Annotated in this window: 11 protein-coding genes; all 11 read right to left on the reverse strand. The window is 63.2% G+C overall.

All coding sequences use genetic code 11. The features are described 5' to 3' along the window. Nucleotides 1-19: 19 nt before the first annotated feature. Genes ACIGHN_RS00120 through ACIGHN_RS00170 form a run of 11 tightly spaced genes read right to left on the reverse strand, consistent with a single transcriptional unit; the run spans nt 20 to nt 12,157 of the window. The gene (locus tag ACIGHN_RS00120) at nt 20-1,495 is read right to left on the reverse strand and encodes an NADH-quinone oxidoreductase subunit M (RefSeq protein WP_396502800.1); all 1,476 of its coding nucleotides are present in this window, start codon (nt 1,493-1,495) and stop codon (nt 20-22) included. A 13-nt stretch (nt 1,496-1,508) separates the two neighbouring features. Further along, a complete protein-coding gene (nuoL, locus tag ACIGHN_RS00125; RefSeq protein ID WP_082486073.1) occupies nt 1,509-3,563 on the reverse strand; it encodes an NADH-quinone oxidoreductase subunit L in 2,055 nt (684 codons plus the stop codon). A gap of 31 nt (nt 3,564-3,594) precedes the next feature. Beyond that, entirely contained in the window at nt 3,595-3,903 is a 309-nt protein-coding gene (gene nuoK / locus ACIGHN_RS00130) for an NADH-quinone oxidoreductase subunit NuoK (protein ID WP_005793248.1), read from the reverse strand. Beyond that, entirely contained in the window at nt 3,900-4,574 is a 675-nt protein-coding gene (locus tag ACIGHN_RS00135; RefSeq protein WP_056421037.1) for an NADH-quinone oxidoreductase subunit J, read from the reverse strand. Before ACIGHN_RS00135 ends, nuoK begins: the two co-directional genes overlap by 4 nt. A 50-nt stretch (nt 4,575-4,624) precedes the next feature. Then, entirely contained in the window at nt 4,625-5,137 is a 513-nt protein-coding gene (gene nuoI / locus ACIGHN_RS00140; RefSeq protein WP_056421034.1) for an NADH-quinone oxidoreductase subunit NuoI, read from the reverse strand. 13 nt (nt 5,138-5,150) lie between these two features. Continuing rightward, complete coding sequence (gene nuoH / locus ACIGHN_RS00145) at nt 5,151-6,227, reverse strand: NADH-quinone oxidoreductase subunit NuoH (RefSeq protein WP_056421031.1); 1,077 nt, start codon at nt 6,225-6,227, stop codon at nt 5,151-5,153. Beyond that, the gene (gene nuoG, locus ACIGHN_RS00150; RefSeq protein ID WP_396502801.1) at nt 6,224-8,368 is read right to left on the reverse strand and encodes an NADH-quinone oxidoreductase subunit NuoG; all 2,145 of its coding nucleotides are present in this window, start codon (nt 8,366-8,368) and stop codon (nt 6,224-6,226) included. The genes nuoH and nuoG overlap by 4 nt, the downstream gene beginning before the upstream one ends. A gap of 14 nt (nt 8,369-8,382) precedes the next feature. Continuing rightward, on the reverse strand, nt 8,383-9,738 hold the full coding sequence (nuoF, locus tag ACIGHN_RS00155) for an NADH-quinone oxidoreductase subunit NuoF (RefSeq protein ID WP_056421024.1): 1,356 nt from the start codon (nt 9,736-9,738) through the stop codon (nt 8,383-8,385). Further along, nucleotides 9,735-10,271, reverse strand: coding sequence for an NADH-quinone oxidoreductase subunit NuoE (gene nuoE / locus ACIGHN_RS00160; RefSeq protein ID WP_056421021.1), 537 nt, complete (start codon nt 10,269-10,271; stop codon nt 9,735-9,737). The genes nuoF and nuoE overlap by 4 nt, the downstream gene beginning before the upstream one ends. Continuing rightward, complete coding sequence (locus ACIGHN_RS00165; RefSeq protein ID WP_056421019.1) at nt 10,268-11,521, reverse strand: NADH-quinone oxidoreductase subunit D; 1,254 nt, start codon at nt 11,519-11,521, stop codon at nt 10,268-10,270. The genes nuoE and ACIGHN_RS00165 overlap by 4 nt, the downstream gene beginning before the upstream one ends. Before the next feature lie 27 nt (nt 11,522-11,548). Continuing rightward, entirely contained in the window at nt 11,549-12,157 is a 609-nt protein-coding gene (locus ACIGHN_RS00170; RefSeq protein WP_056162643.1) for an NADH-quinone oxidoreductase subunit C, read from the reverse strand. Nucleotides 12,158-12,166: the final 9 nt, after the last annotated feature.

Below are 12,166 nucleotides of genomic sequence, written 5' to 3' on the forward strand. Positions count from 1 at the left end.
TCAGTTCAGTCTGGTCAGGTCAGTTCAGCTTGGGCTGCGCGACATGCTTGAGCAGTTCGGCGACCGACGTGTCCATCACGTCCGTGAACGGACGGGGATACAGGCCCATGGCCAGCACCGCGATGCCGAGCACCGCCAGCACCAGGAATTCGCGGCTGTCGATGTCGGTCAGGCCCTTGACGTTGTCATTGCCCACGGGGCCCAGGTACACGCGCTTGAACATCCACAGGGTGTAGGCCGCACCGAAGATCAGCGCCGTGGCCGAGGCCAGGCCGATCCAGAAGTTGGCCTTGGTTGCGCCCAGGATCACCATCCACTCGCCCACGAACCCTGCAGTGCCCGGCAGGCCGCAGTTGGCCATGGCGAACAGCAGCGCGAAGGCCGTGAAGTTGGGCATGGTGTTGACCACGCCGCCGTAGGCTGCGATTTCACGCGAGTGCACGCGGTCGTACAGCACGCCGATGGACAGGAACATCGCACCCGACACGAAGCCGTGCGCAATCATCTGCACCAGGCCGCCGGACACGCCCAGGTCGTTGAAGATGAAGAAGCCCAGCGTGACGAAGCCCATGTGAGCGACGGACGAATACGCCACCAGCTTCTTCATGTCCTTCTGGACCATGGCCACCAGGCCCACGTAGATCACGGCGATGAGCGACAGCGCGATCATCAGCCAGGCCCACTCGCGCGATGCGTCGGGGGCGATGGGCATGGAGAAACGCAGGAAGCCGTAGGCACCGAGCTTCAGCATGATCGCGGCCAGCACGGCGGAGCCGCCGGTGGGCGCTTCCACGTGCACGTCGGGCAGCCAGGTGTGGAACGGGAACATCGGCACCTTGACCGCAAAAGCGGCAAAGAATGCGAAGAACAGCATCGTCTGCGCGCGGGCGCTCAGGGGCAGCTGGTGCCACGTGGCGATGTCGAAGCTGCCGCCGGACTGGTTGTACAGGTAGATCAGCGCGATCAGCATGAGCAGCGAGCCGAGCAGCGTGTACAGGAAGAACTTGAACGCCGCGTAGATCTTGTTCGGACCACCCCAGATACCGATGATGAGGTACATCGGGATCAGCGTGGCTTCGAAGAACACGTAGAACAGCATGCCGTCCAGCGCCGTGAACACGCCGATCATCAAACCGGACAGGATCAGGAACGCGCCCATGTACTGGTTCACGCGCTCGGTGATGGACTCCCACGACGCGACCACCACGATCACCGTGATGAAGGCGGTCAACGGCACGAACCAGAACGAGATGCCGTCGACACCCAGGTGGTAATGCACGTTGAAGCGCTCGATCCACGCGGCCTTCTCGACGAACTGCATCGCTGCGGTACCGAGCTGGAAGCCTTCGTACAGCGGCAGCGTCACCAGGAAGCCGATGACGGCGCCCACGAGTGCGAGCCAGCGAACGGCGCGGGCATGTTCATCCCGCCCAATGGCCAGCAGCAGCACACCGAATGCGATCGGTGACCAGATTGCAAGACTCAACAGACCCATTTTGTTGTTTTCCTTATTTGATGAGCTGCAGGAACACGTCGCCCCAGACAAACCAGGTCATCAGCGCGAAGACCCCCAGGATCATCACCAGCGCGTAGTGGAAGATGAAGCCGGACTGCATCCAGCGCACGACGCCGGACACGCTGCGCACGACCTTCCAGGAGCCATTGACGAGCGTGCCGTCGATGATGGCCTGATCGCCACCCTTCCACAGGCCCGTACCCAGGGCACGCGCGCCGCGGGCCAGGATGTTCTCGTTGATCCAGTCGAGGTAGTACTTGTTTTCGAACAGCGTGTAGATCGGCATGCAGGTGCGCTTGATCGCTGCAGGCAAAGCCGGGTTCACCATGTACATGTAGTACGACAGCGCCACGCCCGCCACCGCCAGCCAGAAAGGCGCGGTCTGCAGCCCGTGCACGGCCATCGCCACCGGGCCGTGGAAGATCTCGGCCAGCTTGGACATCGCAGGGTGCTTGGCTGCGTCGACAAAGATCACGTCCTTGAAGAAGTCGCCGAACAGCATGGGCTGGATGAACATGAAGCCCACCACCACCGAAGGAATGGCCAGCAGCACCAGCGGCACCGTCACGACCCAGGGGGATTCGTGCGGATCATGGCTGTGATGGTCATCATGGCCGTGGCCATGGTCGTCGTGGTGCGCATCATGGTGGGCATCGGGGTTCTGGTCGTAGCGCTCCTTGCCGTGGAAGACCAGGAAGTACATGCGGAACGAATAGAACGCCGTGATGAACACGCCGGCCAGCACCGCGAAGTGCGCGAAGTGCGCCGCCGGCAGGTGGCTGAAGTGCACGGCCTCGATGATGCTGTCCTTGGAGTAGAACCCCGAGAACAGGGGCGTGCCGATCAGTGCGAGCGAACCCAGCAGCGAGGTGATCCAGGTGATGGGCATGTACTTGCGCACGCCGCCCATCCAGCGGATGTCCTGGTTGTGGTGCATGCCCATGATGACCGAGCCTGCGCCGAGGAACAGCAGCGCCTTGAAGAACGCGTGGGTCATCAGGTGGAACACGGCCACCGAGTAGGCGGAGGCACCCAGGGCCACGGTCATGTAGCCGAGCTGCGACAGCGTGGAGTACGCCACCACGCGCTTGATGTCGTTCTGGATGATGCCCAGGAAGCCCATGAACAGCGCCGTGATGGAGCCGATGATCAGGATGAAGTTGAGCGCGGTGTCCGACAGCTCGAACAGCGGCGACATGCGCGACACCATGAAGATGCCGGCGGTCACCATGGTGGCCGCGTGGATCAGCGCCGAGATGGGGGTCGGGCCTTCCATCGAATCGGGCAGCCACACGTGCAGCGGGAACTGCGCGGACTTGCCCATCGCGCCGATGAACAGACAGATGCAGATCACGGTGATCAGCATCCAGTCGGTACCGGGGAACGCCAGGCCACCGAGCTCACCCGATTTGGCGAAGATTTCGCTGTAGTTGAGCGTGCCCGTATAGGCAGCAATCAGGCCGATGCCCAGGATGAAGCCGAAGTCACCCACGCGGTTGACCAGGAACGCCTTCATGTTGGCGAAGATCGCCGTGGGCTTGTTGAACCAGAAACCGATGAGCAGGTAGGACACCAGGCCCACGGCTTCCCAGCCGAAGAACAGCTGCAGCAGGTTGTTGCTCATGACCAGCATGAGCATGGAGAACGTGAACAGCGAGATGTAGGCGAAGAACCGGTTGTAGCCGTCGTCCTCTTCCATGTAGCCGATGGTGTAGATGTGCACCATCAGCGACACGAAGGTCACGACCACCATCATCATGGCGGTCAGGCTGTCGATCAGGAAACCGACCTCCATCTTGAGGCCGCCCACCACCATCCAGGTGTAGAGCGTCTCGTTGAAGCGGGCACCGTCGAGCGCCACGCTCTTGAGCGTCATCGCCGACAGCACGAACGCGACCAGCACGCCCAGGATGGTGAGGGTGTGCGAGAGCCGGCGACCGATCCAGTTACCACCGAAGGTCGTGCCGAAAATGCCGGCCAGCAAGGCGCCCGCCAGCGGTGCCAGCGGCACGGCCAGGAGCGTTGAAGCAGAGAGGGTTTGACTCATTCTTGAGAACCTTGGGAATGCTGGTGACCCATCAACCCTTGAGGGTGTTGAGGTCTTCCGCGTTGATGCTGGACTTGTTGCGGAACAGGAGCACCAGGATGGCCAGACCGATGGCCGACTCGGCAGCTGCCACTGTCAGGATGAAGAACACGAACACCTGGCCATGCATGTCGCCCAGGTAGTGCGAGAACGCCACGAAGTTCATGTTGACCGCCAGCAGCATCAGCTCGATCGCCATCAGCAGCACGATCAGGTTCTTGCGGTTCAGGAAGATGCCGATCACGGCCAGCGCGAACAGCATCGCGCCCAGCGAGAGAAAGTGGCCCAATGTCAGCGTCATGCTTTTTTCTCCTCGGTGGCAGCAGCAGGCTCGGCAGGCACTTCAGGCGCTGCCTTCTGGGTGGCGGCCACCTTCACGACTTCGAGGCGATCACCAGCGCGCACGCGGATCTGCTGCGACGGGTTGATGGCCTTGCTGTCCTTGCGCTGGCGCAGGGTCAGCGCAATGGCTGCAATCATGGCGACCAGCAGGATCACGGCCGCGATCTCGACGGGGTACAGGTACTCGGTGTACAGCAGCTTGCCCAATGCCTTGGTGTTGGAGTACTGCACCACATGGCCCGCAGCATCGAGCGCCGTGGCGACGGCCTTGGGTTCGTCCATGCCGCGGAAACCGCCCATCAGCACGGCGGCCATTTCCAGTGCGATCAGCGCACCCACCGTGGCGGCCAGGGGGAAGTGTTTCCAGAACCCCTTGCGCACGGTGTCGATGTGGATGTCCAGCATCATCACCACGAAGAGGAACAGCACCATGACGGCGCCCAGGTACACCAGCACCAGCGCGATGGCCAGGAACTCGGCCTTGAGCAGCAGCCACACGGCAGCGGCCTGCGAGAACGCAAGGATGAGGTACAGCACTGCATGCACGGGGTTGCGGGCAGTGATCACCCGGAAGGCTGCAAACAGCAGCACCACCGAGAAGAGATAGAAGAAACCAGTCTTGGCGTCCATGAATCGGGTCTTTATAGAAAGTCTGGCAAAGAGGCCGCGCTCTGCACCGCTCAGCGGTACTTCGCGTCCGCAGCCTTGGCTGCCGCGATTTCGCCTTCGTACCGGTCACCCACGGCCAGGAGCATGTCTTTCGTGAAGTACAGGTCGCCACGCTTTTCGCCGTGGTATTCCAGGATGTGCGTCTCGACGATGGAGTCCACCGGGCAGCTTTCTTCGCAGAAGCCGCAGAAGATGCACTTGGTCAGGTCGATGTCATAGCGCGTCGTACGGCGCGAGCCATCGGCACGCACATCCGATTCGATGGTGATGGCCATGGCGGGGCATACGGCCTCGCACAGCTTGCACGCAATGCAGCGCTCTTCGCCGTTTTCGTAACGGCGCAGCGCGTGCAGGCCACGGAAACGCGGCGACAGAGGGGTCTTTTCTTCAGGGAACTGGACCGTCACCTTGCGGCGAAAGGCGTAGCGACCGGTCAGGGCCATGCCCTTGAGCAGTTCCACGAGCATGAAGCTCTTGAAGAAGTCTTTGAACGAGAAAGGTGCAGCAGCAACAACGGCAGTCATTTTTGTGTCCCGCTTATTTCCAGATGTTCCAGGGCGACAGCAGCCATCCACCCACGAAGAGCAGATACACCAGGGTCACTGGGATGAAGATCTTCCAGCCCAGACGCATGATCTGGTCGTAGCGGAAGCGCGGGAAGGTGGCGCGGATCCAGATGAACATGGACACCACGAGGAAGGTCTTGATACCCAGCCAGATCCAGCCCGGGATGAACGAGAGGAACTCGACCGGAGGCAGCCAGCCGCCCAGGAACATGAGCGCGGCCAGGATGGACACGAGCCACATGCTGGCGTATTCCGCCAGGAAGAAGATGGCAAAGCCCATGCCCGAGTACTCGACCATGTGGCCGGCCACGATTTCGGCTTCGCCTTCGACCACGTCGAAGGGGTGGCGGTTGGTCTCGGCCACGCCGGAGATCAGGTACACCAGGAAGATGGGCAGCAGCGGGAGCCAGTTCCACGACAGGAAGGTCAGGCCCATGTTGGCGGCCATGCCGCGGCTTTGGGACATGACGATCTCGGTCAGGTTCATGCTGCCCGACACCATGATCACCACCAGGAAGCAAAAGCCCATGGCGATTTCATAGCTCACCATCTGCGCAGACGCACGCAGCGCGCCCAGGAAGGCGTACTTGGAGTTCGATGCCCAGCCGGCAATGATCACGCCATATACCTCGATGGAGGTGATGGCCATCACCAGCAACAGGCCGGCATTGACATTGGCCAGGGCCACATCGGGGCCGAAGGGAATCGCCACCCAGGCGGCCAGCGCCGGCATGATGGCCATGACGGGCCCGAGCACGAACAAACCCTTGCTCGCAGCGGTGGGCTGGATGATTTCCTTGGTCAGCAGCTTGAGCGCATCGGCAATGGGCTGCAGCAGACCCATGGGGCCCACCCGGTTGGGACCGTGCCGCACCTGCATGAAGCCCAGCAGCTTGCGCTCCCACAGCGTGAGGTAGGCCACGGCACCCATCAGCGGCGCCAGAATGCAGACGATCTTGATCAGCACCCAGAGCACAGGCCAGACGGCGCCCGTCCACCAGCCGAAGGCCAGCAGGTTCAGGCCCGCGTTGTAGATCGCGTCGATCATGCGGCGACTCCTTCACGTGCCGTGCGCGCATCGGCGGTGAGCTGCAGCGACGTGGAACGGCGCACGAGGCCGTCGAGTTGATAGATGGAAGCGACCACAGGCTCGCCCGCGGTTGCCGTGGCTGCTGCGGCGGCAGCAGGCACCGCAGTCACCAGGTTCGACAGCTGTTCGGCAGGCACGTGCGTGACGGTGCCGGCCGCGGCATTGGTGGCGCGTGCCAGCACGTCCTGCGAGGTCTCGAAGTCGAAACCGGACACACCCAGCAGGTTGGCCAGCACGCGCAGGACCTTCCACGCGGGGCGGGTATCGCCCAGGGGGCGCACCACCGCATGGAAGCTCTGCAGGCGGCCTTCGGCGTTGATGAAGCTGCCGGAGGTTTCGGTGAAGGGAGCAATTGGCAACAGAACGTCACTGAACTCCAGGTTGGCCTTGAAGGGGCTCAAGGTCACCACCATCTCTGCACCAGACAGCGCAGCAGCAGCGTTGGCACCGGCCGCCGAGTCATGGACCGGCTCGGTGTTGAGCAGCACAGCCGCCTTCAGTCCACCCGAGAGCATCTGGCCCGCATTCAATCCACCGTTCACAGGATGAGCACCCGCAAACTGCGCGCCCACCGTATTGGCAGCTTCCGTGAGGTATCCCACCGAGGCGCCCGTGTGCTCGCCGATCCAGTTGGCCAGTGCCAGCAGTTGCGTGGCCTGCGCGTGGTGCGCGGCGGCGTTGCCCAGCAGCACGGCTTTGCGCTCACCGCCGAGCAGCGCGCGCGCGATGGCCTGGGTGGCGTCGTTGTGGGCTGCAGCGCCCTGGGGAGCGGTCACGCCCTTTTCCTGTGCGACTGCAGAGGCGATGCCGCCGAGTGTCTGCACCCATTCGCTGGCGCTTTGCGCAACGAACGACGACACCGGCATGGCCCAATCGTGGGCTACAGAGCCCACAGCCGCGACCTGGCAGCCATGGCGGGCAGCCTGGCGGATGCGCTGCGCGAACAGCGGATGGTCCTTGCGCAGGTTGGAGCCCACCACCAGCACGCGTTGCAGCGTGGACAGCGAAGCGATGGACGTACCGAGCCAGCGAATGCCTTCGGGCGCAGCGAACTCGGCGTTGCGCAGCCGGTAGTCGATGTTGTCGCTGCCCAGGCCACGCACCAGTGCGCCGGCCAGGTACAGCTCTTCGACCGTGCTGTGCGGGCTCACCAGAGCGCCGATGCTTTGGGCACCGTGGTCGTTCTTGATGTTCTTGAGGCCGTTGGCCACGTATTCGAGCGCGGTCTGCCAGTCGACTTCCTTCCACACCCCGCCCTGCTTGAGCATGGGCTGGGTCAGGCGGTCGTCGCTGTTGAGCGATTCGTACGAGAAGCGATCGCGGTCGGCGATCCAGCATTCGTTGACGGCTTCGTTCTCGAGCGGCACCACGCGCATCACCTTGTGGTTCTTGACCTGAACGATCAGGTTGGAGCCGGTGGAGTCGTGTGGGCTGACGGAGCGGCGGCGCGAGAGTTCCCAGGTGCGGGCGCTGTAGCGGAACGGCTTGCTCGTGAGCGCGCCCACGGGGCAGATGTCGATCATGTTGCCCGACAGCTCGGAGTCCACGGTATCGCCCACCACGGTGGTGATCTCGGAGTGCTCGCCACGGTGGATCATCCCGAGCTCCATCACGCCGGCCACTTCCTGGCCGAAGCGCACGCAGCGGGTGCAGTGGATGCAGCGGCTCATCTCTTCCATGGAGATCAGCGGGCCGACGTCCTTGTGGAAGACCACGCGCTTTTCTTCCTCGTAGCGCGAGGACGAACCTCCGTAGCCGACGGCCAGGTCCTGCAGCTGGCACTCACCGCCCTGGTCGCAGATGGGGCAGTCCAGCGGGTGGTTGATCAGCAGGAACTCCATGACCGACGCCTGGGCCTTGATGGCCTTGTCGCTCTTGGTGCGTACGATCATGCCCTGCGTCACCGGCGTGGCGCAGGCAGGCATGGGCTTGGGAGCCTTCTCGACGTCCACCAGGCACATGCGGCAGTTGGCGGCGATCGAGAGCTTCTTGTGGTAGCAGAAATGCGGAATGTACGTGCCCGCCTTCTCGGCTGCATGCATCACCATGCAGCCTTCGGCGACTTCCACTTTCTGACCGTCCAGTTCAATTTCAACCATATGTCTTCTCGCGATCAGGCGGAGGTCGCCGCCTGGGAGGCGTTGTTCCGGATCAGTGCTTCAAACTCGGGACGGAAATGCTTGATCATGGCGCGCACCGGCATCGCGGCAGCGTCGCCCAGCGCGCAGATCGTGCGGCCCTGGATGTTGTCTGCCACCGAATTGAGCAGGTCCAGGTCGCCCGAGCGGCCCTGGTTGTGCTGGATGCGGTCGATCACGCGCCACATCCAGCCGGTGCCTTCGCGGCAGGGCGTGCACTGGCCGCAGGATTCGTGCGAATAGAAGTACGACAGGCGCAGCAGGCTTTCGACCATGCTGCGGGAGTCGTCCATCACGATCACGGCGCCCGAGCCCAGCATGGAGCCGGCCTTGGCGATGGAGTCGTAGTCCAGCGTGCACTCCATGATGATGGAAGCCGGCAGCACCGGCGAGGACGAGCCGCCCGGGATCACTGCCTTGAGCTGGCGGCCCTTGCGCACGCCACCGGCGAGCTCGAGCAGCTTGGCGAACGGCGTGCCCATGGGCACTTCGTAGTTGCCTGGTTTTTCCACATCGCCCGAGACCGAGAAGATCTTGGTGCCGCCGTTGTTGGGCTTGCCGCACTCGAGGTACGCAGCTCCGCCGTTGCGGATGATCCACGGCACGGCCGCGAATGTCTCGGTGTTGTTGATGGTGGTCGGCTTGCCGTACAGGCCGAAGCTGGCCGGGAACGGCGGCTTGAAGCGCGGCTGGCCCTTCTTGCCTTCCAGCGATTCGAGCAGCGCGGTCTCTTCGCCGCAGATGTAGGCGCCGAAACCGTGCGCTGCGTGCAGCTGGAAGCTGAAGTTGCTGCCCAGGATCTTGTCGCCCAGGTAGCCCGCTGCGCGTGCTTCTTCGAGCGCTTCTTCGAAGCGGTCGTAGGTCTGGAAGATTTCGCCGTGGATGTAGTTGTAGCCCACGGAGATGCCCATCGCGTAGGCCGCGATGATCATGCCTTCGATGACGATGTGCGGGTTGAACTGCAGGATGTCGCGGTCCTTGCAGGTGCCCGGTTCGCCTTCGTCGGAGTTGCAGACGAGATACTTCTGACCGGGGAACGAGCGGGGCATGAAGCTCCACTTGAGGCCGGTCGGAAAGCCCGCGCCGCCGCGGCCGCGCAGGCCCGATTCCTTGACGGTGGCGATGACCTGGTCCTGCGTCAGCGGCTCGCCGCCGTCGGTGCCCAGGATCTTGCGCAGCGCAGCGTAGCCGCCGCGCGCTTCGTAGTCCTTGATGCTCCAGTTCGTGCCGTCCAGGCCCGCATAGATCTGCGGGTTGATGTGGCGGTCGTGGAAGCAGGTCTGGACGCCGGTGGCCTGGAACTGCGAGAGGATTTGTGCGGCAGTGGTCATGCTTGCCCCTCTGCAGCCTTGAGCCCGTCGACCAGCTGGTCGAGCTTGTCGTTGTCCATGAAGCTGCACATGGTGCGGTCGTTGACCAGCATCACGGGCGCGTCGGCGCAGGCGCCCAGGCACTCGCACTGCTGCAGGGTGAACAGGCCGTCCGGCGTGGTCTCGCCCATGGTCACGCCGAGCTTCTTCTCGAGGTGGTGCAGCGCCTTCTGGCCGTCGCGCAGCTGGCAAGGCAGGTTGGTACAAACGTTGAGCTTGTACTTGCCCGTGGGCTGCTGGTTGTACATGTTGTAGAACGTGGTGACTTCGTGCACCGCGATCTGGGCCATGCCCAGGTATTCGGCGATCACGGCCTCGCTCTCGACGCTGACCCAGCCCTGCTCCTGCTGCACGATGGACAGGCAGGCCATCACGGCGGACTGCGCCTGCTCGGGCGGGTACTTGGCCACTTCGCGCGCAAAACGGGCGCGCGTCGCCTCGGTGATGGCGGTGGTGCCCGCCGTGGGGTTCTTCGATTCGGTCGTACTACTCATCGGTCAATCTCCCCGAACACGATATCCATGGTGCCGATGATGGCCACGGCGTCGGCGATCATGTGGCCGCGGGCCATTTCGTCGAGCGTGGCCAGGTGGGCAAAACCCGGCGCGCGGATCTTCAGGCGGTAGGGCTTGTTGGCGCCATCGCTCACGAGATAGATGCCGAACTCGCCCTTGGGATGCTCGACGGCGGCGTAAGCCTCGCCCTCGGGCACATGGAAACCTTCGGTGAACAGCTTGAAGTGGTGGATCAGCTCTTCCATGTTGGACTTCATGGACTCGCGCGACGGTGCAGCCACCTTGTGGTTGTCGGTGATCACCGGGCCGGGATTGGCACGCAGCCAGTCCACGCACTGCTTGATGATGCGGTTGGACTCGCGCATCTCCTGCACGCGCACGAGGTAGCGGTCGTAGCAATCGCCCGTCTTGCCCACCGGCACGTCGAAGTCCATGCGGTCATAGACGTCGTAGGGCTGCGTCTTGCGCAGGTCCCAGGCAATGCCTGAGCCCCGCAGCATGGGGCCGGTCATGCCCAGGTTGAGCGCGCGCTCCGGGGGCACCACGCCGATGCCGACGGTGCGCTGCTTCCAGATGCGGTTGTCGGTCAGCAGGGTCTCGTACTCATCCACACAGGCGGGGAAGCGCTGCGTGAAGTCGTCGATGAAGTCGAGCATGGAACCTTGGCGGTTCTTGTTCATGGCCTCCAGGGCCTTGGCGTTCTTGATCTTGCTGACCTTGTACTGCGGCATGGAATCCGGCAGGTCGCGGTACACGCCGCCCGGACGGAAGTACGCCGCGTGCATGCGCGCGCCGGAGACGGCTTCGTACATGTCGAACAGGTCTTCACGCTCGCGGAAGGTGTAGATCAGGATGGTGGAGCTGCCGCAATCGTTGCCGTGCGAACCGAGCCACATCAGGTGGTTCAGCAGACGGGTGATTTCGGAGAACATCACACGGATGTACTGCGCGCGGATGGGCACTTCCAGGCCCATCAGCTTCTCGATGGCCAGACAGTAGGCGTGCTCGTTGCACATCATCGAGACGTAGTCCAGCCGGTCCATGTAGGGCAGCGACTGGATGTAGGTCTTGTGCTCGGCGAGCTTTTCGGTCGCGCGGTGCAGCAGGCCGATGTGGGGGTCGGCGCGCTGCACGACTTCGCCGTCGAGCTCGAGCACCAGCCGCAGCACGCCGTGTGCTGCCGGGTGCTGCGGACCAAAGTTCAGGGAGTAGTTCTTGATTTCAGCCATGGTGGGTCACGTGGGGCGCAGGGCGCCTTAGTGCAGGCCTCCGTACTTGTCTTCGCGGATGATGCGCGGCGTGATTTCACGCGGCTCGATCGACACGGGCTCGTACACCACGCGGCGCTGCTCGGTGTCATAGCGCATCTCGACGTGGCCCGACAGCGGGAAGTCCTTGCGGAAAGGATGGCCGATGAAGCCGTAGTCCGTCAGGATGCGGCGCAGATCGTTGTGGCCGTCGAACACGATGCCGAACAGATCGAACGCTTCGCGCTCGTACCAGTTGGCAGAGCTCCAGAGGTCGGACACGGACGCCACCACCGGAAAATCGTCGTCCGCGCAGAACACCTTCACGCGCACGCGCTGGTTCAGGCTGACGGACAGCAGGTGCGACACCACGCAATAGCGCGCGCCTTCATGCACCTGGTCGGCGTAGGAGGAGTAGTCCACCCCGCACAGATCCACCAGTTGTTCGAAACGGCAACCTTCGGCATCGCGCAGGACGCGCATCGCTTCGAGGTAATCGGCCGCAGCGACCACCACGGTCACCTCTTCCAGGGCGATCGAGATCTGGCGCACCTTGGAGCCCAGGGCCGCGGCGATGTGGTCCTTGAGTTTTTCAGGCCGAATGGCAACAGAAGTCATCATCAACCC

Origin of the sequence: Acidovorax sp. NPDC077693, from assembly GCF_044542805.1 — a bacterium.
Lineage (GTDB): Bacteria > Pseudomonadota > Gammaproteobacteria > Burkholderiales > Burkholderiaceae_C > Acidovorax.

Coding starts and splice junctions, on each gene's coding strand:
- ACIGHN_RS00120 (WP_396502800.1), bottom strand. CDS start 1,495: ATGGGTCTGTTGAGTCTTGCAATCTGGTCACCGATCGCATTCGGTGTG.
- nuoL (WP_082486073.1), bottom strand. CDS start 3,563: ATGAGTCAAACCCTCTCTGCTTCAACGCTCCTGGCCGTGCCGCTGGCA.
- nuoK (WP_005793248.1), bottom strand. CDS start 3,903: ATGACGCTGACATTGGGCCACTTTCTCTCGCTGGGCGCGATGCTGTTC.
- ACIGHN_RS00135 (WP_056421037.1), bottom strand. CDS start 4,574: ATGGACGCCAAGACTGGTTTCTTCTATCTCTTCTCGGTGGTGCTGCTG.
- nuoI (WP_056421034.1), bottom strand. CDS start 5,137: ATGACTGCCGTTGTTGCTGCTGCACCTTTCTCGTTCAAAGACTTCTTC.
- nuoH (WP_056421031.1), bottom strand. CDS start 6,227: ATGATCGACGCGATCTACAACGCGGGCCTGAACCTGCTGGCCTTCGGC.
- nuoG (WP_396502801.1), bottom strand. CDS start 8,368: ATGGTTGAAATTGAACTGGACGGTCAGAAAGTGGAAGTCGCCGAAGGC.
- nuoF (WP_056421024.1), bottom strand. CDS start 9,738: ATGACCACTGCCGCACAAATCCTCTCGCAGTTCCAGGCCACCGGCGTC.
- nuoE (WP_056421021.1), bottom strand. CDS start 10,271: ATGAGTAGTACGACCGAATCGAAGAACCCCACGGCGGGCACCACCGCC.
- ACIGHN_RS00165 (WP_056421019.1), bottom strand. CDS start 11,521: ATGGCTGAAATCAAGAACTACTCCCTGAACTTTGGTCCGCAGCACCCG.
- ACIGHN_RS00170 (WP_056162643.1), bottom strand. CDS start 12,157: ATGACTTCTGTTGCCATTCGGCCTGAAAAACTCAAGGACCACATCGCC.